The following is a 19,667-nucleotide window of genomic DNA, read 5'->3' as shown; positions in this document are numbered from 1 at the left end:
AAAGACCCCGGCCAACGGACCGGGGTCTTTTTACATCACTTGGGACATCAAGCCTCGTGGGCCAGCTTGTGCTCCAGGTAATGGATGTTGACGCCGCCTTCGCAGAAGCCTTTGTCACGGACCAGATCGCGGTGCAGCGGGATGTTGGTCTTGATCCCGTCAACCACGATTTCTTCCAGCGCATTGCGCATGCGCGCCATGGCTTCGTCGCGGGTCGCCCCGTAGGTGATCAGCTTGCCGATCAACGAATCGTAGTTCGGCGGAACGGCATAACCGCTGTACAGGTGCGAATCGACGCGAACGCCATTGCCGCCCGGGGCGTGGAAGTGCTTGACCGTGCCTGGGCTTGGCATGAAGGTTTTCGGGTCTTCGGCGTTGATCCGGCATTCCAGCGCGTGACCGCGGATGACCACGTCATCCTGGGTGAACGACAGCTTGTTGCCGGCGGCGATGCTGAGCATCTCCTTGACGATGTCGATACCGGTAACCATTTCCGAAACCGGGTGCTCTACCTGAACACGGGTGTTCATTTCGATGAAGTAGAAGCGACCGTTCTCGTACAGGAACTCGAAGGTACCGGCGCCGCGGTAGCCGATGTCGATGCAGGCCTTGACGCAACGCGCCAGGACTTCCTGGCGGGCCTTCTCGTCGATGCCCGGTGCCGGCGCTTCTTCGAGGACCTTCTGGTGACGACGTTGCAGCGAGCAGTCGCGGTCGCCCAGATGGATCGCTTGGCCCTGGCCGTCGGACAGCACCTGGACTTCGACGTGGCGTGGGTTGGTGAGGAATTTTTCCAGATAGACCATCGGGTTGCCGAACGCCGCGCCAGCTTCGGAGCGGGTCAGTTTCGCCGAGGAAATCAGGTCTTCTTCCTTGTACACCACGCGCATGCCACGACCACCGCCGCCGCCGGCGGCCTTGATGATCACCGGGTAACCGACTTCGCGACCGATGCGCAGGGCGGTTTCTTCGTCCTCAGGCAGCGGGCCGTCGGAACCCGGAACGGTCGGTACGCCGGCTGCGATCATGGCGTGCTTGGCCGACACCTTGTCGCCCATCAGGCGGATGGTCTCGGCTTTCGGGCCGATGAAGGCAAAGCCGGAATTCTCGACCTGTTCGGCGAAGTCGGCGTTTTCCGCCAGGAACCCGTAGCCTGGGTGAATGGCAGTGGCGCCGGTCACTTCGGCGGCGGCAATGATCGCCGGGATGTGCAGGTAGGAGTGCGCGGCAGAAGCCGGGCCGATGCAGACGGATTCGTCCGCCAGGCCCAGGTGCATCAGCTCTTTGTCGGCCTTGGAGTAAACGGCGACGGTCTTGATGCCCATCTCTTTGCAGGCACGCAGGATCCGCAGGGCGATCTCACCGCGGTTCGCGATCAGGACTTTTTCCAGCTTCGCAGTCATCAAAGGCTCTCCGCGGTTCAAACGATGGTGAACAGCGGTTGGTCGTACTCAACCGGCTGGCCGTCTTCAACGAGGATGGACTCGATCACACCGCTGGTTTCAGCTTCGATGTGGTTCATCATCTTCATGGCTTCGACGATGCACAGGGTGTCGCCTTTCTTCACGGTCTGGCCCACTTCAACGAAGGATGGCGAAGTTGGCGAAGACTTGCGATAGAAGGTGCCCACCATTGGCGAACGAGCGACAGTGCCGTTGAGCGCTGGAGCGGCGGCGGCAGCTGGAGCAGCGGCCGGAGCAGCAGCGGCCGGAGCGGCTGGCGCTGCTGCGGCGGCTGGAGCCTGCATCGGTGCCGGGGCGTAGAACTGCTGGGCTGGAGTCTTGCTGTGACGGCTGATGCGTACGGACTCTTCGCCTTCCTTGATCTCCAGCTCGTCGATGCCGGACTCTTCCAGCAATTCGATCAGTTTCTTAACTTTACGGATATCCATGAATCATCAACTCCCAAGGGTCGGTCAGGGGCGTTTAACGCTTGTTGTTCAAGCTGTTGCCTGTTTTTCAAGCTGCTCTAGGGCGGCCTCCAGGGCCAGTCGGTAACCGCTGGCGCCAAGGCCGCAGATCACTCCCACCGCTACATCGGAAAAGTAGGAGTGATGGCGGAAAGGTTCGCGTTTGTGCACGTTGGACAAATGCACTTCGATGAATGGGATGCTCACCGCCAGCAGCGCGTCACGTAATGCGACACTTGTATGCGTAAAAGCTGCTGGATTGATCAAAATGAAGTCCACGCCTTCGCCACGGGCGGCATGGATGCGGTCGATCAATTCGTATTCGGCGTTGCTCTGCAGATAGAGCAGGTGATGGCCGCTGGCGCGGGCCCGCTGCTCCAGGTCCTGGTTGATCTGGGCCAGTGTCACGGCCCCATAGACGCCCGGTTCACGGGTGCCCAGCAGGTTCAGGTTGGGTCCGTGCAGGACCAAAAGGGTCGCCATCTGCTGTTCCTTGTTATCTGTGAGCAGGTATCAGAACCCGGCGACTATGCCGCAAACCCTTAATGACTGTCCAGTTCTCGGCAATAGCCGGCACGATGACCGATGTTTGCGAAAAATTTGTGACCATGGTCTGGGATCCGGTCACCACTCCTTCACGGATCACGCTGAACCCTGTGGGAGCGAGCCTGCTCGCGAAGACGGCGGCACATTCAACATCCAAGCAATCTGACCCACCGCCATCGCGAGCAGGCTCGCTCCCACAGGGGGTTGGGGGTGGGCGTGGAGATTGGGTTCACCCGCGGTCTGGGTGGGAGCGAGCCTGCTCGCGATGACGACGGCACATTCGACACTCATGCAAGCTGATCCACCGTTATCGCGAACAGGCTCGCTTCCACAGGGGGATTGTCGGTGGCAATCAAACCCGAAACGCCTGCACCACCGTATGCAGGCGCCCGCCCAGCACCAGCAGGTTTTCGCCCTGTTCCCGTCCTTGGCCGATACGTAGCAGGTTTTCCCCGCCCAACTGGTGAATGCGCTCGCTGTGATCGCGGATCTCGCTGACGGCGCCGCTCTGTTGGGCGGTGACTTCGGCGATGCGCACGGCGGTGTCGGCGATGGTCTGGATGGCATCGACGATTTTATCCAGTGCACCGTCGGCCGCTTGTGCCTGGTTGGCGGTGGCTTCGGCGTGTTCGACTTGGGCGCGCATGCCATCGACTGATTGACGCGCGGCCTGTTGCAGGCGGGCGATCAACGCCTGGATTTCGGCCGTGGCCCCTGCCGTACGTTGGGCCAGCGAGCGCACTTCCTCGGCCACCACCGCAAAGCCCCGGCCCATCTCGCCGGCGCGGGCGGCTTCGATGGCAGCATTGAGGGCCAGCAGGTTGGTCTGGTCGGCAATCGAGCGAATCACCGTCAGCACGCCACCGATGGTGGCCGATTCCTCGGCCAGTTGTTCGATCATCTGCGCGTTGCCTTGTACTTCGCCCACCAGTGCGTGCAGTCCGGTAAGGCTCAAACCAATGACTTTCTGCCCCTGCTCCACGGCGTGTCCGGCGCTGCGGCTGGCGTCGGCGGCCTGGCTGGCATCGCCGGCCACCTGCTGAATCGTCGCTTCGAGCTCGCTGAGGGAGTCGCGGATCAGCGCCGTATCGTCGGCCTGGTATTCCGCGCCGCTGTGCATTTCCGCGCTGAGATCGGCCAGGGCCCGGCTGCTGCCGGCGACCTGTTCGGCGTTCAGGTGAATGGTGCCCACCAGATCCGCCAGATAGGCCCGCAGCCGATTGAGGGACGCTTGGATATCTTGCAGCTCACGGTTGCTGGCGCCCACGTGGATGTCGTGGCTGAAGTCGCCTTCGGCCCAGGTCGACAGGGCCGGCGCCAGGTGCGTCAAAGTCCGGGCCAGGCGTCGTTGCAAGGTGTCGATAAGCAGTGCGATCAACAGAATCAAGCCGATCATCACCCCCTGGATCAACCGGACCTCGCCCTGGATCTGCCCGTGTTGGGCACGCACCACGGGCTCCAGGGCATCGATCGCCTGTTGCACGTCGGCGGTTTTCACATGGGTGGCGTTGCTCAGTTCGGTGCGCTTCTGGATCAACTCGCGGGTACGCGCCAGCTCCGCGGGATAGCGTCCGAGCAGGCTGTTGAGTTCGCGCTTGAGGGCGATGCCGGCGTCTTCTGCGACCGCTTTGTCCTGGTTCTCCAGACCCATCAGCGCGGCGAAATCATCGCCGGCGGAATCGCTGCTGGTTGTCACGCCCAGCAACGGCAGGCTGTCCAATTGACCGGCCTGCGCACGGATACTGGCCACTTCCCGCTCGACATCACTGGCCAGCTCGCTGCGCCCGCTGCTGACCAGCTTGTCCCGTGCGAGGGACAGCCGCCCCAGGTGCTGCGATGCGTTGAACAACAAAGGCAAGTAGCTCGGGGCACCGTTGGCGTACTGGGCGAGCTGGTCCAGGTTGGCGCCCAGTTCACGCTCGGCTTGCAGCAGCAGGGCCTGGGGATCGCCGGCCAGCTTGCCGGCGGCCAGCAGATCGGTCTTGCTGAAACTGTCCAGGCTCGACAGGCTCGGCCTGAGGGTGCGGGCCAGTTCCGGGGGAAATTGATCCAGTTCTTTTTGCAGGGTGTCGAGGGCCTGGCTGGCGGCGCTGAGGCGCAAGGCGTCGCCACTGGCCAGATAATCCTCGATGTTGCGCGTCACCTCGCCCTGGAATTGCCGGGACAGGCCGAGGTAGCGCTCCATCAACAGGTAGGGACGTTCCAGGGCGACTTGGGACCACCATAGCGTGGCGCCGAGGCCCAGGCAGACGGCCAATAAGAGCAGGGTATTGAGGTTGGTCAGCAGTTTCAGGCGCATTCAAGGTCTACCGGGGGCAGAATCGTAAGTGCCTGAATTTATTGCGTTTGAATTACAGCTTTATGACTGAATCGGTGGATTCCGATGAAAAAGTGGCACTTTGCCTTGCGCTCTGTACCCGGTTGCGACCGGCATGCTTGGCGCGATACAGCGCTTCATCCGCTTCACTGGCCATCATCAGGCTGTCGGACTCCTCGCTCATCTCCACCACACCGGCACTGAACGTGCACCACAGGTCCTGGGGCTGGGCCGGGTAGTGGATTTCAGCAAAGCGCTGACGGATTTCATCCAGTACCGAGCAAGCGTCGTTGATGTTGGTGTCCGGCATGACAATGGCGAACTCTTCGCCACCATAACGGCCGATGAAATCGGTCTTGCGCAGACGCTGCTTGAGAAACAACGCCAGGCTCTTGATCACCCGGTCACCCATGGGATGGCCATGGCTGTCGTTGACCCGTTTGAAATGGTCGATGTCGAGCATGGCGAAGCTCAGTGGCTTGCCTTCGCGGCGGGCGCGGAAGCAGCAGTCTTCGAGCAGTTGCAGGATATGGGTGTGGTTGTACAGGCCGGTGAGGCTGTCACGCACCATTCGCGCCTTGAGGTTGCGGGCCCGGGCCGCGCGATTGCGCACGGTGGTGATCAGGTGGCGGGGCTTGATCGGCTTGGTCAGGAAGTCATCGCCACCCTCGCTCATGGCATCGAGCTGCTTGTCCAGGTCGTCTTCGGCGGACAGGTAGATGATCGGCACGCTGACATAGCGGTCATTGTGGCGGATCACTTTCGCCAGTTCCGTGCCGGTGCAGGCGGGCATGTACATGTCGAGAATGATCAGGTCGGGCTGGAAATCGGCCAGCTCGGCCATGGCCTGGATCGGTTCGATCAGCGTGCGGGTCACGATGCCGGCGCTGTTGAGCAGGCGCTCGGTGTGCAGGGCCTGGGCGCGGGAGTCATCGATGATCAGCACTTTATAGGGTTCGTACTGGGCGACGCAGGTCAGCACCTCGATCTTTTCCAGCAGGCTCGAGGCCTCGAGGGTGCCGGTGAGGAATTCCTGCCCGCCGGCGCGCACGGCCGCCAGACGGGTTGGGGTATCGGTTTCCAGCAGGCTGAAGAACAACAGCGGCAACGGCTGTTCCAGGCCTTGCTGGGCTTCGGCCGCCAGTTTCAGGCCGATGCCGGGGCCGCTGAAGTCCACGTCCATGACAATCGCCGCCGGCAGCCGCTCGACCATCGAGGCACGAAATGCCGCGACACTGTCCAGCGCCTGGGCGCTGAGGCCGAAGAATTCCAATTGTTTGGCCAGGCGCTCGGCACGGTCATGGTCTTGCAGCAACACATAGATGGGTTTGCGCAACGGCGGCAGGAAGGTCTGTTCGAGCTGGTCCCCATGGCGCAGGCCGGTACGGGACAGGCGCTGCATCAGCCGATTGATCTCGGTGATCAGTTGACTGCTCAACCGCCCGCGATTGGCATCCACCGCTTGCAGTGATTGGCTGATGCCGTGGGCCAGTTGGGAGTGCTCCGGCTGTTCGAAGCGCTCGGCAAAACGCAGCAGGCGCAGATTGGCCTCACTGAGCTCCAACAGGTCGGTGCTGGACCACTCGCTGCGTTGCAGGCGCTGCCAGATCTCCAGGATCTGACGAGCCTGATGAATTACCCGCTGGGCAAAGTGGTGCTTGAGGCGCTCACGGCTGGGGTCTTCTGGCTCGGTCATTATCCTGACTACTTAGTTAGATACATGCTGAGGTCGACTGGTGGCTCTATGCTAGCATCTCTTTTCATACGCATGAGTGTCGTACGTCAATAATCTGCCCGGCAGCGACATTCAGTTTGTGACCGGTCGGTTTCGTAGGCCGATGGCCGCGCTTCCTTTATAGTTGCCATCCGACTGCCTTGCCTGGGCCAGCATGATTTGCGCGGGATTTATCGCGTTTCAAATCAGGCACGATGGCGTAGGGTTGTGGTCGAACCGTGAACTCAAGTGATTGAAGGGACATCGCCATGCTGGACTGGAAAAACCGCGCGGGCAGCGCACCTGAACGTGCCGCCGAGCCGAAATCGGCCACCCGCAGCTACCTGGGTGGGCTGTTTTTCAGCCGCGCGCTGGCCACGCTGATCGGCCTGTATCTGCTGGTGACCATTGCCATCGGCTGGTACTGGAGCCAGGAGCCCGCGCTGTTTCCCGTGCAGCAGAATGCCCAGGCGGCGGCCGAGAAGGATGGCCGGCAAATGGTGGTCGGCTACACCACCGTCGAGACCCTCAAGACCGTGGCCGGTACCTTGCTGACCAAGCCGGGCGGCTACATTTCCAACGACCGTTTTCCACCCGGCCTGTGGATGGACAACATGCCGAGCTGGGAGTACGGCGTGCTGGTGCAGGTCCGCGACCTGAGTCGTGCCTTGCGCAAGGACTTCGCCCGCTCCCAGTCCCAGTCCGCCGAAGACGCCGACCTGGCCAAGGCCGAGCCGCGTTTCAACTTCGATAACCGCAGCTGGGTGCTGCCCTCCAGCGAGTCGGAGTACCAGGAAGGCATCAATTCCCTGAGTCGCTATCAGGCGCGCCTGTCCGATCCAGCCCAGAAAAGCGCGTTGTTCTATGCCCGTGCCGACAACCTGAACAACTGGCTGGGGGATGTCGGTACTCGCCTGGGTTCGCTGTCCCAGCGCCTGTCGGCCAGTGTCGGCCGGGTCAAGCTCAACACCTCGCTGAAAACCGAAGTCCCGGCCCCGGGCCAGGTACCGCAGGTGGATGAAGAAGTGGTCGAAACCCCATGGCTGCAGATCGATAACGTGTTCTACGAAGCACGCGGCCAAGCCTGGGCCTTGTCCCACCTGCTGCGCGCCATTGAAGTGGACTTCGCCGATGTGCTGGCGAAGAAGAACGCCACGGTCAGCGTAAGGCAGATCATTCGTGAGCTGGAGGCCTCCCAGGAGCCGGTCTGGAGCCCGATGATCCTCAATGGCAGCGGCTTCGGTGTATTGGCGAACCATTCCCTGGTCATGGCCAACTACATCTCCCGCGCCAACGCGGCGGTGATCGACTTGCGGCAATTGCTGAACCAGGGCTGATCCATGAGCGAAAGCCCCCGGGAGGCCGCTCATCGAGTGGCCTCGGATGCCGAGCTGATCGCTTGGGTCGATGAACACGACAACCTGCTCGGCAGCCTGGTGCGTTCGGACCTGCGCGAGCGGGGCCTGATCGGGCGTGGCACCTACATCATGCTGTTCAACTCGGCGGGTGAGTTGTGCGTCCACCGGCGAACCCTGAGCAAGGCGATCTATCCGGGCTTCTGGGACGTGGCGGCGGGCGGGATGGTGCAGGCCAACGAGACCTACGCCGAGTCGGCGGCCCGTGAACTTGAAGAGGAACTGGGGGTGAGCGGGGTGCCACTCACCGCCCATGACCATTTCTACTTCGAAGACCCGGGCAGTCGCCTGTGGTGTTCGGCGTTTTCGGCGGTGTGGGACGGGCCCCTGGTATTGCAGCCTGAAGAGGTGCTCGAAGCGCGTTTCATGCCGATCGAACAGGTACTGGATGAAATCCGGCACAAGCCTTATTGCCCGGACTCGTTGGCGGCCCTCGAACGTTATCTGCGCGGTGTCGCAAAGAAGCTGTAAATTGGCGCGGATTGGCCCTTAGCAAGTCGGCTTTTTGCCGTTACACTGCGCGACTTTTCAAGCTGAACCGACGTCTTGCGGTCCAGTAGCGCTGCCCCTGCCTGAGTGGGGCTTCGCGGTCGAGGCACTCCCCGACCAGTCTTTGTCCTCCCGAGAGGATTGCCGGTGGCCAAAAAAGCCGCATCCTTCGCCGCCCTGGGCGGCCTGGTATTTTCTACCGACGCCGGTCGTCATTGCCCTGATTGCCGTCAGCCGGTGGATGCCTGCATCTGCAAACAGACCGTCATCCCCGCTGGTGACGGTATTGCCCGTGTGCGCCGTGAAAGCAAAGGCCGTGGCGGCAAGACGGTGACCACGATCACCGGCGTGCCATTGGCCGAAGACGCGCTCAAGGAACTGGCCACCACGTTGAAGAAACGCTGTGGCACCGGTGGCGCGTTGAAAGACGGCGTCATCGAGATCCAGGGCGACCACGTCGAGCTGTTGCTGGCGGAACTGGTCAAGCACGGTTTCAAGGCAAAGAAATCCGGCGGCTAGCAGCCTCTGTGAAAACCGCTCCGGCTTGATCCGAACCCGATGTTCGAGGTCGCCCATAGGGTTTTCACAGAGCCTGTTCTGAACGGGTTTCTAAACTCAGCGCTGCCAGCAGGGTCTACCCTGCTTGCAGGCAAATCGTCATTTCCATTCTCTAGACTGCGCCAGCCTCCGACCGGATGGTGCATTTTGACTTCTTTATAGGGGACTTCGATGTCCGTACGACGCACACGCAAAGACGATGGCAGCCAATGGACAGTTGCGGACAGCCGCAGTGTTTACGGGATTCGCCATTGGGGGGCCGGGTATTTCGCGATCAATGACGCCGGTCGCGTCGAAGTTCGTCCGAACGGTCCCGACAGTTCGCCCATCGATCTGTTCGAACAGGTCGATCAGTTGCGCCAGAGCGGTCTGTCGCTGCCCTTGCTGGTGCGCTTCCCCGACATCCTGCAAGACCGTGTGCGCCAGCTCACCGGCGCCTTCGACAGCAACATCGCGCGCCTGGAATACCAGAGCCAGTACACCGCGCTCTACCCGATCAAGGTCAACCAGCAGGAAGCGGTGATCGAGAACATCATCGCCACCCAGAACGTCTCCATCGGCCTGGAAGCCGGCTCCAAGCCGGAGTTGCTGGCGGTGCTGGCCCTGGCGCCGAAGGGCGGGACCATCGTCTGCAACGGCTACAAGGACCGCGAGTTCATCCGCCTGGCGCTGATGGGCCAGAAGCTCGGTCACAACGTGTTCATCGTGATCGAGAAAGAGTCCGAAGTCGGCCTGGTGATCGAAGAAGCCGCTTCGCTCAAGGTCAAGCCACAGGTTGGCCTGCGGGTACGCCTGTCGTCCCTGGCGTCGAGCAAATGGGCCGACACCGGTGGCGAGAAGTCCAAGTTCGGCTTGTCTGCCGCACAGTTGCTGTCGGTGGTCGAACGTTTCCGTGCGGCCGGCCTGGACCAGGGCATTCGCCTGCTGCACTTCCACATGGGCTCGCAGATCGCCAACCTGGCGGACTACCAGCACGGCTTCAAGGAAGCGATCCGTTACTACGGCGAACTGCGCAACCTCGGCCTGCCGGTGGATCACATCGACGTCGGCGGTGGCCTGGGCGTGGACTACGACGGGACGCATTCGCGCAACGCCAGTTCGATCAACTACGACATGGACGATTACGCCGGTGTCGTGGTCGGCATGCTCAAGGAGTTCTGCGATGCCCAGAGCCTGCCGCATCCGCACATCTTTTCGGAAAGCGGTCGCTCCCTGACCGCGCACCACGCGATGCTGGTGGTACAGGTGACCGACGTGGAGAAACATGTCGACGACATGCCGGTGATCGACAACAAGCAGGAGCTGCCGGAAACCGTGCAGTGGCTGGTTGACCTGCTGGGCCCGACCGACATCGAGATGGTCACCGAAACCTACTGGCGTGCCACCCACTACATGAGCGACGTGGCCACCCAGTACGCCGATGGCAAGCTGACCCTGGCGGAAAAAGCCCTGGCCGAGCAGTGCTACTTCGCCGTCTGCCGCCGCCTGCACAATTCGTTGAAAGCGCGCCAGCGTTCCCATCGCCAGGTGCTGGATGAACTCAACGACAAGCTCGCCGACAAGTACATCTGCAACTTCTCGGTGTTCCAGAGCCTGCCGGACACCTGGGCCATCGGCCAGGTGCTGCCGATCCTGCCGTTGCATCGCCTCGACGAGGAGCCGCTGCGCCGCGCCGTGCTGCAGGACTTGACCTGCGATTCCGATGGCAAGATCAAGCAGTACGTCGACGAGCAGAGCATCGAGACCAGCCTGCCGGTCCATGCCCTCAATCCAGGCGAGGACTACCTGCTGGGGATCTTCCTGGTCGGTGCCTACCAAGAGATTCTTGGCGATATGCACAACCTGTTTGGCGACACCGACTCGGTGAACATCTACCAGAATGCCGACGGCAGCGTGTACCACGCCGGTATCGAAACCCACGACACCATCGAAGACATGCTGCGCTACGTGCACTTGTCGCCGGAGGAGTTGATGACCCACTACCGCGACAAATGTGCCAGCGCCCGGATCAGCGCCGCCGAGCGCACCCAGTTCCTCGACGCCCTGCGCCTGGGGTTGACGCGTTCGTCGTACCTGTCGTCCTGAGGCACAGATGAAAAACGGTCGAACTCGGGGTCTGTGACTAATGCCAGTCAGTCAAGGATCAAACGGCACAAAACCCCGTGGGAGCAAAGCTTGCTCGCGATAGCGACAGATCAGCCAACATTGTTGCTGACGGACTTACCGCAATCGCGAGCAAGCTTTGCTCCCACAGGTGTGTGGCCTGACTGAGCGGCATCAGGGCTCTGTGTCAGCGCTTTGATCGATCGACATTGCCCTTCGGGTCTGTCAGAAAATTCACCGTGCATCGCGGGTTTTTTCGGATAGTTCCGGAGGCATTTTTTTTTGCGCCGCTGTTATTTTCCGCACGTCGGCTGATTTATCCGATGCTGTCCTCATTTCATGTAGTCCCTTTCCTAACTTGTACTTGGGCTCTCTACTCCGCCATGGCTCTCAGCGAGAATCCCCGGCCGCCCCTCCTGTAGAGATACGCCGATGTCCGATCCAGCCAACGAGCCATCATTTCGTCTGGAGATAGCCGGTCTGCCCGAACCCTTTGTCGTGTCGGCCTTCCTGGGTAGCGAAGCCATCAGCGAACCTTTTGCCTATGAGGTGGAGTTGTCGCCCGGCGACACGCCGCCGGACCTGGCGGGCTTGTTATACCGCAGCGTCTGGTTGAGTTTCGGGGAGGTCGGCGGGGGCATCCACGGGCAGCTTCACGAACTTGTGCAGCAGCGTCCCGACGCCGGCTGTCGCCTGCGTATCGGGCCGAAGCTGGCCTGCCTGGCACAGCGCTTCAACCAGCGGGTACTGAGCGACTGCACGGTGCCGCAGATCATCCGTCAGGTGCTCAAGGGCCATGGCATCGGCGGCCGCCAGCTGTGCCTGGACTTGGAGGGGGATTACCCGCCGCAGGATTTCTGTACCCAATACCGCGAGTCCGACCTGCAGTTTCTCCAGCGGCTGTGTGCCCAGGCGGGCATCCACTTCCATTTCGAACACGCTCGGGACGGGCACTGCCTGGTGTTCTCCGACAATGGGGGCGGCTTTACTCCCGTCGACGAGGCAGCCTACGGGACGACTCCTGGAGTTCAGGTTTTCAATGTGCAAACCAGCGCTGCGGGGGAACAGGTCGCCCAAGGCAGCAGTGACCTGATGGGGCTGTACAGCGGGCAGGTGCTGTTGCTCACGGCCCATCCTTTCAGCGACTGGAACCAGCGTTGGCTGCTGACGAAGGTGGAGCACCGGACGGATGCCTGGGGCTATGGCAATCATTTCCAGGCCGTTCCCTGGGGGTTGCCGTTCGTGGCGACCGGGCTCCCTGCCAGGCCGCGCATGGTGGGCCGGCAACGCGGATGGATCGTGGAAGTGGATGAGCCGGCGTTGCAGATGGCCGGGCGGCTGGCGGTGCAATTCGATTGGGTCTATCAGGGCGAGGGGGCCAGTCCCAGTCATTGTTGGCTGCCATTGGCGCCCGAGCTGGCCGGCAGCGCGCGGGGGGCTTTCCGGGCGGGTACCGAGGTGTTGGTGGGGTTCTGCGAGGGCGACCCGGATCGCCCCATGATCAGTGCGCTCCTTGATGTGCCGGCAGTTGCGGAGGCAGCCTCGGACTCGACAACCAATGAGGCACCCTGGCCATCCGGAGCCGATCCGGCGTTGCTGGCTGCGATCCAGGCGGCCGAGCCGCTGGTGTTGCTCTGTCTGTTGCCCGGGGGCGGCAGCTTCAGTGCCTGTAATCAACCGATCTGCACCTGCCGGCTGGTGACGCGGCGCGACACGGATGCCGCGCCATGAGCGCTGCACGCCTGACCGGAACAGCGCCTCAATGGTTGTTGCTCGACATACCCGGCGTCCCCGGGGCGGCGCAGCGTCTACAAGAGCAATTCGCACAAGCGCGGTGCTTTGCCTTGTTCGAGGACACTGAATGGCATGGGCTCAAGGAGCACGGTCCGCTGCTGGTGGACTTGCAGCAAGCGCCGGCGCTGGCGAGCCTGTGCCATGTCGACGCGGGTGCCTGGCCGGGATTGTTGTTGGTGAGCGAATCGCCGGCTACGCAGTTGCTGGCGCATCTGCGACGCATGTTGACCGTGACCTTGGGTCCTCACCACAAGGCGCTGTTGAGCTATTACAACCCTCATACCGCGAGCTATTTCTTCGACGGCTGCGACCCCGGGGAACTCAGTTGCTGGCTGGGGCCGATCCGCCTGCTGCGCTGGTTCGGCGGCACCTGGGCCGACCGGGCCATCGGCAGCCAGGGCTGGCAACAACTGTCCAACCCGGGGCTGCCCGTGGCGCCGCTGGAGAATGAGCACAGCCTCAGCGATCGACAACAGCACAAATTGCAGCAATGCCTGCTGGAACGTCATGCCTGGCATTGGTCCCGTGCCACCGGGCGCGAGTATCGAGCGCTCTGGGATTGCCTTGAGCAGGGCCTGAAACTGGGCTTTACCGAGCGGGAAGTGCTCGACGGCTGGCTGTGGCTGCGCCTGCAACACCCCTACGCTCCGCCGCCGGCGCTGGTCGGCGGCTCCCAGCGCGAGCGGCTCGAACATCTGCGACGATTGTGGCAAGGCGATGAGGGGTGAGGTGCTATTGGGCCTGGGCGGCGAGCCAGCGATCCTGGCGGTGCAATTGCCAGGCGAAACCACCGAGGGTCAGGCTGCGCAACGCCATGAACAACAGGAAGGTGATCCACAGGCCATGGTTGCCCAGCGCTTGCAGTGCCCAGGCAAACGGCAGCACCAGCAACAGGGTCAGTAGCATGCCGTTGCGCATTTCCCGGGCGCGGGTGGCGCCGATGAACAAGCCGTCGAGCACATAGCTCCAGACCGCGATCAGCGGCAGGGCGGCGAGGTAAGGCAGGTAGCGGTAGGCGGTGTCACGCACGTCGGGGATGTCGGTCTGCATATCGACGAACAGATGCCCGGCGAGCAGGAACAGCAGCGCGAAGCCGATGCTTGCAATCAGTGACCAACCACACGCCACCACCAGTGAGCGGCGCAGCGCCAGGCGGTCGCGGGCGCCAATGGCGTGGCCGCACAGCGCCTCGACGGCATGGGCGAGGCCGTCCAGGGCATGGGCCGTCAGCAACAGCCCGTTGAGCAGCAGCGCGTTGGCCGCAACGGTTGCATCCCCCAGGCGCGCGCCTTGTACGGTAATCAGGAAAAACACCGATTGCAGGGCCAGGCTGCGAATGAAAATGTCCCGGTTCACCGCCAGCAGCGGTCGCCAGTTCTGCCATACCCCCAAGGCTGTCCAGACAATCTGCCCGGGCCAGGCTCGCAGGGCTTTGTGAGCCAGAGCCAGGCCGACCAGCGCCCCGGTCCACTCGGCGATCACCGAGGCCCGGGCCGAACCGGCCACGCCCCAGTCCAGGCCGAGCACGAACCACAGGTTCAGGGCGATGTTCACCAGATTGGTGGTCAGCAAAATCGCCAGCGGTGCACGGGCATTCTGGGCACCGAGAAACCAGCCCACCAGCGCGTAGCTGGCCAGCGCCGCCGGAAGGCCGAAGAGCCGTGTGTAGAAGAAGTCCCGGGTCAACTGATTGAGTTCGGCGGACGGCTGCATGAAGTGCAACGCCACGTTGCTCAACGGCACCCCGACGATTCCGAGCGTCACCGCCAACCCCATCGCCAGCAACAGGCCTTGCAACAACACTTGCCGCAACGTCGCGCCATCGCCACGCCCGGCCGCCTGGGCCGCGAACCCGGTGGTGCCCATGCGCAGGAACCCCACGGCCCAGGCCAGCACCGTATACAAACTCGCCCCGACCGCCACCGCGCCCAACTGATGGGCATGGGGCAAATGGCCGATGACGGTGCTGTCCACCAACGCCACCAGCGGCACGGAAATGTTCGAAAGAATCATCGGCGCGGCCAACGCCCAGACCCGACGATGGGTAAGACGGTCGCGCCAGTCGGCGAGCAGGTTGGGCATGGGGGCTCCTTGGTGGAGCGCAATTGTAGCGGGTTCTCTGTGTGATCGTTTCCAGCATGTGCGAAACACGCGGGATGCTCCGAATTCGTTGTGGCGAGGGGATTTAGCGAAACGTCGCACCGCCCCGCTCGGCTGCGCGGCAGTCGTAAACCCGGCTGACGCGGTTTACCTGATGCACCGCAGAGCCTGGTTTTGGGGCTGCTGTGCAGCCCAGCGGGGATAAATCCCCTCGCCACAAAGGGGATGTGTTGTTTCGGTTAGCGTGGGTCGACGTTGTCCAGCGCACGGTTGGCCAGTAAGCCGCCCAGTTCGATCAATTGCTGGATGCCCAGGGCCACGTGACGGCGCGAGCCGTCGAGGTCGAAGGCCAGGTCACAGGCCATGGCATTGGCCGAGGCCAGGGTTTCGCTGAGGTTGGCGAGCAGGCATTCGGTGTCGATGCCGTTCGCAACGGTGAACAGTTGGTCTGGCTGGGTTTCAGGTGGTTCGGGCTTGAGGTAGAAGTCGAGGGCGCGTTTGGCGGCGTTGTCGAAGGCGGTTGAGTCGGTGGAGTCGCTGGGGGATGTTGAATCGGTGACCGGTGGATTGGGGGTTACCTTGAACATGGTGAAACTCCTTATGAGTGGAGCCGTCATCCGTCGCTGCTAAACGAGGTGGGTGGCAGCTATACGCGGGTTAGCAGACCAGGCATCAAGGAACCCGGCGCACCGAAGTGCCCCACGCATAGCCGCCATAGTGCTGACAATCCGCTGCGGATTGACTGTTCCGATGGCGACACTGACGTGCCTTGATGTTATCCGAGCTGCTAAACCCGATCGCTGATTTGTCAGCGACGGGGAAACGATAAAACCCGGCCCCAAGGCGCACAAGCCGGCGGATTCTGGCGTAGTTGTAGGCAGCGGCGCAAGGCAGTGTAGCCGGGACCTACACCTGGAGAAGTGGAATAAACAGGGGGCTTTTGTGGCGAGGGAGCTTGCTCCCGCTGGGTGGCGCAGCCGCCCTAAACAGAACTGGCGCGTGCGTCCAGGCACACCGCATCAGCCGGTTTACGACGGCTGCGCCGCCGAGCGGGAGCAAGCTCCCTCGCCACAGGGGGATGTGTTGTTTCGGTTAGCGTGGGTCGACGTTGTCCAGCGCCCGGTTGGCCAGTAAGCCGCCCAGTTCGATCAACTGCTGGATGCCCAGCGCCACGTGGCGGCGCGAGCCGTCGAGCTCGAAAGCCAGGTCACAGGCCATGGCATTGGCCGAGGCCAGGGTTTCGCTGAGGTTGGCGAGCAGGCATTCGGTGTCGATGCCGTTCACAACGGTGAACAGTTGCTCTGGTTGGGTTTCAGGCGGTTCGGGCTTGAGGTAGAAATCGAGGGCGCGTTTGGCGGCTTTGTCGAAGGTCGTTGAGTCGGTGGGATCGCTGGGGGATGTTGAATCGGTGGTCGGTGGGTTGGGGGTGACCTTGAACATGGGTGAATCTCCGTGATTGGTTGAGCCACCACGACCTATCGCTAAACAAGTAAAGGTGGCGGCTGTACGCGGGTTAGCGATCCGGGTCACAGAAACCCCGGGTAGACCAGAAGGTCTCCCACGCACAGCCACCATGACGAGATTGCAGGTATAGAGCGTCTGCAATCGAGACTGGGCATTGTTGCGTCTGTATATGAAGCCGGATCGCTAAACCCGATCGCTGATTCGTCAGCGAAGGGGAAACGATAAAACCCGGCCCCAAGGCGCACAAGCCGGCGGATTCTGGCGTAGTTGTAGGCAGCGGCGCAAGGCGGTGTAGCCGGGGCCTACACCTGGAGAAGTGGAATAAACAGAGGGCTTTTGTGGCGAGGGGATTTATCCCCGCTCGGCTGCGCAGCAGTCGTAAACCCGGCTGACGCGGCTTATCTGATGCACCGCAGAGCCTGGTTTTGGGGCTGCTTCGCAGCCCAGCGGGGATAAATCCCCTCGCCACAGGAGATCATGCTGTCCCGGGGCAGGTGGCGATCCTTGAGTCAGTGAATGATCCAACTCAACAACCACAGCCCCAACACCAGCCAGATGATCCCCAGCACAATCGAGGCGCGCATGAAGGCGCGGATCGCCGAGTACAGCAGCATCAGGCCGAGGATCAGCGCGATGATGCTGATGATCGAGGTGTCCATGCCCAACGCTCGGGACAGGCCGTCGACGAAGTTGCCGCCGGCATTGGCCAGGGTGTTGAACAGGCCGCTGAGCAGGTCGACGATGAAACGGATTATCGAACCGAGTGCCTGGCCGAGCCATTCGAAAAAGCTTTCTACCTGCATGTTTGCATCCTGATGGAAGAGAATCGAGTCGAGCCTCGGGCTCCTGATTGTAGGAGCCGTTGGCGCCGCGATCGTTCGATTATGGGGCAAATTGCCGCTTCGTATCGAGGCGCTTGCCTTCCCCCGTCATCCCCCGGAAGCTATGGGCATCCAGGAGAGCCCGATGAACCTAGTTGAATTGACTGAACGCCTGCACGCCATTCGTGATCGCAACGATTGGCGGCAGTTCCACAGCCCGAAAAACCTCGCCATGGCCGCCAGTGTGGAGATGGCCGAGCTGGTGGAGATTTTCCAGTGGCTGACCGAGGACCAGTCGCGCCAACTACCGGCCGACAAGCTGGCCCATGCCGGGCAAGAGGTCGGTGACATTGTCTTGTACCTGTTGCTGCTGTGCAGCGAATTGGGTTTGGACATGGACGCCGTGGTGCGCAGCAAACTGGCCGACAGCGAGCGGCGGTTCGGCCAATGAGCGACCGTCATTTCGATCAGCTCGCCACGCGCTTTGCCGAAAAAATCTATGGCGGGGCCAAGGGTGCGATTCGCCTGGCGGTGCTCCAGGCCGATCTGCTCGAAGCCTTGCCGGAGCGCCCTCTGCGTGTGCTCGACATCGGCGCCGGCCTGGGCCATATGTCGTTGTGGCTGGCCGAGCGCGGCCATCAGGTCACCCTGGCGGAACCGGCCGCGCCCATGCTCGAAGGCGCCCGCCAGCGATTTGCCGATGCCGGCCAGGAGGCAACCTTCATCCAGGCGCCATGGCAGGAGTTGCCGGGCCAGCTCACCGAACCTTACGACCTGGTGCTGTGCCACGCGGTGTTGGAATGGCTGGCCGAGCCTCATACGATCCTGCCAGTGCTGCATCAACTCACATCACCCGGCGGCTGGTTGTCGCTGGCGTTCTACAACCGTGACGCGCTGGTTTATCGGAACCTGCTCAAGGGGCATTTCCGCAAACTGCGTAACAACGACATGGCCGGTGAAAAACAGAGCCTGACGCCGCAACAACCTCTTGATCCGCGAGAGCTGGCGGCGCAACTTGAGGGTGTGTGGCAGGTCGAAAGCCAGAGTGGCGTACGGGTTTTTCACGACTACATGCCGGTGGAGTTCCAGGGCCGGGTCGAGCTGCCGCAATTGCTGGAAATGGAGCTGGCCCATCGTCGCCATCCCGCGTTTGCCGGGCTGGGACGTTATCTGCACTGGATCTGCCGTCCCCTCTGATCGGAGAGCGAAATGCAAGGCCGTACAGGGTTACTGATGTTATGTCTGGGGCTGGCGGCCTGCCAGGGCACCAACCCCTATGTCGCCACCTCCAGGCCGCTGCCGCCGGCCCCGCCCGAGGCTGCCACGGTATTCGACCGCAGCGCATATCCGGCGGCACCCCGTGACTATGGGCGCTATCGCAGTTGGGCCTGGCTCAACGGACGCCTGCCGGCGGGCACTGCGTGGGCGGATTCGGCCCAGGTGGCCGAGGCGGTGAGCAATGCCCTGGACCAGCGCGGCCTGCGTCCGCTGCATGACAACCGACCGGCCGACCTGTTCGTCAGCGCCGACCTGCGGCTTGAAACCCGCTTGCGCCAGGTTCGGGAAGACTATGATTCAGGCTACTACGGTGGCTACAACCGCTACGGTCCCGGCTACGGCATGTACAACACCGTGCCGGTCGTGCGCACGTACCAGGAGCAGGTCGTGGTGGTTCGCGTCGACCTGTTCGACGCCCGCAATGGCCAACCGGTATGGAGTGCCAGCGCCGAGACCTCTCAACGTGGCAGGCCGGGCGATAACACCGATGCCATTCGTGAGGCGGTGGAGAAAGCCATGTCGTCCTATCCGCCTAGTTGATTACGCAACAGGAGAAGCGTGATGTTCCGTCGTCTTGCTCTACTGGGCCTTGCCCTGCTGCTCGGTGCCTGTGCGACCAACCAGGTCAATCATGATTTCGACACCAGCCGCGACTTCGCGGCCTATCGAAGCTGGAGCTGGAAAGAACCGGCGTTGCAGTATCGTCCCGATGATCCGCGGATCAAGAGTGACTTGACCGAGCAGCGGATCCGCCAAGCCGTGACCGATCAACTCGACCAGCGCGGCCTGCGCCCTGCCGTGGGCGGGCGCGGCGATGTCCTGGTCCAGGCCTATCTGATCGTCGAAGACCGCCAGCAACAAGTGACCACCAACTATGGCGGCGGTTGGGGCGGCCCCTGGAATGGCTACTGGGGCGGGCCGATGTACAACGAAACCCGCAACGTCAGCTACAAGGTCGCGACCGTGCAGATCGACTTGCTCGATGGCAAGGACGGCAAGCTGGTCTGGCGCGGTAGCGATGAGCGACTGGTCAGTAGCTCCCCCAATCCCGCTGACCGCGACAACGCGATGCGCGAGACGGTCGGGCGTATCCTGGCCAACTATCCGCCGCGGTGACCACCGCTATCGCGAGCAGGCTCGCTCCCACAGGGGAATTGTG

Annotated in this window: 19 protein-coding genes; 10 read left to right on the top strand and 9 right to left on the bottom strand. The window is 62.4% G+C overall.

Features of this window, described 5'->3' with window-relative positions:
* Positions 1–47 precede the first annotated feature (47 nt).
* The 5 genes from accC to N005_RS05640 all read right to left on the bottom strand — a co-directional run bounded on the left by accC (position 48) and on the right by N005_RS05640 (position 6,468).
* Positions 48–1,403 (bottom strand): acetyl-CoA carboxylase biotin carboxylase subunit, encoded by a 1,356-nt coding sequence (accC, locus tag N005_RS05660; protein WP_047700205.1) that lies wholly within the window; start codon positions 1,401–1,403, stop codon positions 48–50.
* Between the two features lie 17 nt (positions 1,404–1,420).
* A complete protein-coding gene (accB, locus tag N005_RS05655) occupies positions 1,421–1,891 on the bottom strand; it encodes an acetyl-CoA carboxylase biotin carboxyl carrier protein (RefSeq protein ID WP_047700204.1) in 471 nt (156 codons plus the stop codon).
* Positions 1,892–1,939: 48 nt separating this feature from the next.
* Complete coding sequence (gene aroQ, locus N005_RS05650; RefSeq protein WP_047700202.1) at positions 1,940–2,392, bottom strand: type II 3-dehydroquinate dehydratase; 453 nt, start codon at positions 2,390–2,392, stop codon at positions 1,940–1,942.
* Positions 2,393–2,807: 415 nt separating this feature from the next.
* Positions 2,808–3,575 (bottom strand): methyl-accepting chemotaxis protein, encoded by a 768-nt coding sequence (locus N005_RS29930; protein ID WP_408003374.1) that lies wholly within the window; start codon positions 3,573–3,575, stop codon positions 2,808–2,810.
* 1,231 nt (positions 3,576–4,806) lie between these two features.
* A complete protein-coding gene (locus tag N005_RS05640) occupies positions 4,807–6,468 on the bottom strand; it encodes a diguanylate cyclase (RefSeq protein ID WP_047700198.1) in 1,662 nt (553 codons plus the stop codon).
* Between the two features lie 287 nt (positions 6,469–6,755).
* On the opposite strand from N005_RS05640, the gene N005_RS05635 reads away from it, so the two are divergent.
* The 6 genes from N005_RS05635 (at position 6,756) to N005_RS05610 (ending at position 13,573) form a co-directional block, all read left to right on the top strand.
* Positions 6,756–7,823, top strand: a complete 1,068-nt coding sequence (locus N005_RS05635; protein WP_047700196.1) for a DUF2333 family protein — start codon at positions 6,756–6,758, stop codon at positions 7,821–7,823.
* 3 nt (positions 7,824–7,826) lie between these two features.
* A complete protein-coding gene (locus N005_RS05630) occupies positions 7,827–8,372 on the top strand; it encodes an NUDIX hydrolase (protein WP_047700194.1) in 546 nt (181 codons plus the stop codon).
* A gap of 165 nt (positions 8,373–8,537) precedes the next feature.
* Entirely contained in the window at positions 8,538–8,909 is a 372-nt protein-coding gene (locus N005_RS05625) for a translation initiation factor Sui1 (protein ID WP_024781395.1), read from the top strand.
* Between the two features lie 210 nt (positions 8,910–9,119).
* Positions 9,120–11,033: an arginine decarboxylase gene (speA, locus tag N005_RS05620; protein ID WP_047700192.1), complete on the top strand. Its 1,914-nt coding sequence runs from the start codon at positions 9,120–9,122 to the stop codon at positions 11,031–11,033.
* Positions 11,034–11,483: 450 nt separating this feature from the next.
* Positions 11,484–12,782 (top strand): type VI secretion system Vgr family protein, encoded by a 1,299-nt coding sequence (locus tag N005_RS05615; RefSeq protein WP_047700191.1) that lies wholly within the window; start codon positions 11,484–11,486, stop codon positions 12,780–12,782.
* Entirely contained in the window at positions 12,779–13,573 is a 795-nt protein-coding gene (locus tag N005_RS05610) for a DUF4123 domain-containing protein (RefSeq protein ID WP_047700188.1), read from the top strand. Before N005_RS05615 ends, N005_RS05610 begins: the two co-directional genes overlap by 4 nt.
* Positions 13,574–13,577: 4 nt before the next feature.
* On the opposite strand, the gene N005_RS05605 is transcribed toward N005_RS05610, so the two are convergent.
* The 4 genes from N005_RS05605 to N005_RS05590 form a co-directional block, all read right to left on the bottom strand.
* Entirely contained in the window at positions 13,578–14,927 is a 1,350-nt protein-coding gene (locus N005_RS05605; RefSeq protein WP_047700186.1) for an MATE family efflux transporter, read from the bottom strand.
* 257 nt (positions 14,928–15,184) lie between these two features.
* On the bottom strand, positions 15,185–15,532 hold the full coding sequence (locus N005_RS05600; protein ID WP_047700184.1) for a DUF6124 family protein: 348 nt from the start codon (positions 15,530–15,532) through the stop codon (positions 15,185–15,187).
* Positions 15,533–16,037: 505 nt separating this feature from the next.
* Positions 16,038–16,385: a DUF6124 family protein gene (locus N005_RS05595; protein ID WP_047700182.1), complete on the bottom strand. Its 348-nt coding sequence runs from the start codon at positions 16,383–16,385 to the stop codon at positions 16,038–16,040.
* Between the two features lie 533 nt (positions 16,386–16,918).
* Positions 16,919–17,212: a hypothetical protein gene (locus tag N005_RS05590; RefSeq protein WP_024780721.1), complete on the bottom strand. Its 294-nt coding sequence runs from the start codon at positions 17,210–17,212 to the stop codon at positions 16,919–16,921.
* Positions 17,213–17,375: 163 nt separating this feature from the next.
* Here N005_RS05590 and N005_RS05585 point away from each other — a divergent pair, with 163 nt between their 5' ends.
* The 4 genes from N005_RS05585 to N005_RS05570 are packed head-to-tail and all read left to right on the top strand — an operon-like array spanning position 17,376 to position 19,624.
* The gene (locus tag N005_RS05585) at positions 17,376–17,681 is read left to right on the top strand and encodes a MazG-like family protein (RefSeq protein WP_003186192.1); all 306 of its coding nucleotides are present in this window, start codon (positions 17,376–17,378) and stop codon (positions 17,679–17,681) included.
* Entirely contained in the window at positions 17,678–18,427 is a 750-nt protein-coding gene (locus tag N005_RS05580; protein ID WP_047700179.1) for a methyltransferase domain-containing protein, read from the top strand. The genes N005_RS05585 and N005_RS05580 overlap by 4 nt, the downstream gene beginning before the upstream one ends.
* Before the next feature lie 12 nt (positions 18,428–18,439).
* A complete protein-coding gene (locus N005_RS05575) occupies positions 18,440–19,048 on the top strand; it encodes a DUF4136 domain-containing protein (RefSeq protein ID WP_047700177.1) in 609 nt (202 codons plus the stop codon).
* Between the two features lie 21 nt (positions 19,049–19,069).
* Positions 19,070–19,624, top strand: a complete 555-nt coding sequence (locus N005_RS05570; protein ID WP_047700175.1) for a DUF4136 domain-containing protein — start codon at positions 19,070–19,072, stop codon at positions 19,622–19,624.
* Positions 19,625–19,667 lie beyond the last annotated feature (43 nt).

The organism is Pseudomonas mediterranea CFBP 5447 (assembly GCF_000774145.1).
GTDB classification, from domain to species: domain Bacteria; phylum Pseudomonadota; class Gammaproteobacteria; order Pseudomonadales; family Pseudomonadaceae; genus Aquipseudomonas; species Aquipseudomonas mediterranea.
The sequence above is the reverse complement of the archived record's forward strand: the minus strand, read 5'-3'. Positions and strand labels throughout refer to the sequence as shown.

Bases quoted from the DNA above. Each gene is read 5' to 3' on its own strand.
- accC (WP_047700205.1), bottom strand. From the start codon at position 1,403: ATGACTGCGAAGCTGGAAAAAGTCCTGATCGCGAACCGCGGTGAGATC.
- accB (WP_047700204.1), bottom strand. From the start codon at position 1,891: ATGGATATCCGTAAAGTTAAGAAACTGATCGAATTGCTGGAAGAGTCC.
- aroQ (WP_047700202.1), bottom strand. From the start codon at position 2,392: ATGGCGACCCTTTTGGTCCTGCACGGACCCAACCTGAACCTGCTGGGC.
- N005_RS29930 (WP_408003374.1), bottom strand. From the start codon at position 3,575: ATGCACAGCGGCGCGGAATACCAGGCCGACGATACGGCGCTGATCCGC.
- N005_RS05640 (WP_047700198.1), bottom strand. From the start codon at position 6,468: ATGACCGAGCCAGAAGACCCCAGCCGTGAGCGCCTCAAGCACCACTTT.
- N005_RS05635 (WP_047700196.1), top strand. From the start codon at position 6,756: ATGCTGGACTGGAAAAACCGCGCGGGCAGCGCACCTGAACGTGCCGCC.
- N005_RS05630 (WP_047700194.1), top strand. From the start codon at position 7,827: ATGAGCGAAAGCCCCCGGGAGGCCGCTCATCGAGTGGCCTCGGATGCC.
- speA (WP_047700192.1), top strand. From the start codon at position 9,120: ATGTCCGTACGACGCACACGCAAAGACGATGGCAGCCAATGGACAGTT.
- N005_RS05615 (WP_047700191.1), top strand. From the start codon at position 11,484: ATGTCCGATCCAGCCAACGAGCCATCATTTCGTCTGGAGATAGCCGGT.
- N005_RS05610 (WP_047700188.1), top strand. From the start codon at position 12,779: ATGAGCGCTGCACGCCTGACCGGAACAGCGCCTCAATGGTTGTTGCTC.
- N005_RS05605 (WP_047700186.1), bottom strand. From the start codon at position 14,927: ATGCCCAACCTGCTCGCCGACTGGCGCGACCGTCTTACCCATCGTCGG.
- N005_RS05600 (WP_047700184.1), bottom strand. From the start codon at position 15,532: ATGTTCAAGGTAACCCCCAATCCACCGGTCACCGATTCAACATCCCCC.
- N005_RS05595 (WP_047700182.1), bottom strand. From the start codon at position 16,385: ATGTTCAAGGTCACCCCCAACCCACCGACCACCGATTCAACATCCCCC.
- N005_RS05590 (WP_024780721.1), bottom strand. From the start codon at position 17,212: ATGCAGGTAGAAAGCTTTTTCGAATGGCTCGGCCAGGCACTCGGTTCG.
- N005_RS05585 (WP_003186192.1), top strand. From the start codon at position 17,376: ATGAACCTAGTTGAATTGACTGAACGCCTGCACGCCATTCGTGATCGC.
- N005_RS05580 (WP_047700179.1), top strand. From the start codon at position 17,678: ATGAGCGACCGTCATTTCGATCAGCTCGCCACGCGCTTTGCCGAAAAA.
- N005_RS05575 (WP_047700177.1), top strand. From the start codon at position 18,440: ATGCAAGGCCGTACAGGGTTACTGATGTTATGTCTGGGGCTGGCGGCC.
- N005_RS05570 (WP_047700175.1), top strand. From the start codon at position 19,070: ATGTTCCGTCGTCTTGCTCTACTGGGCCTTGCCCTGCTGCTCGGTGCC.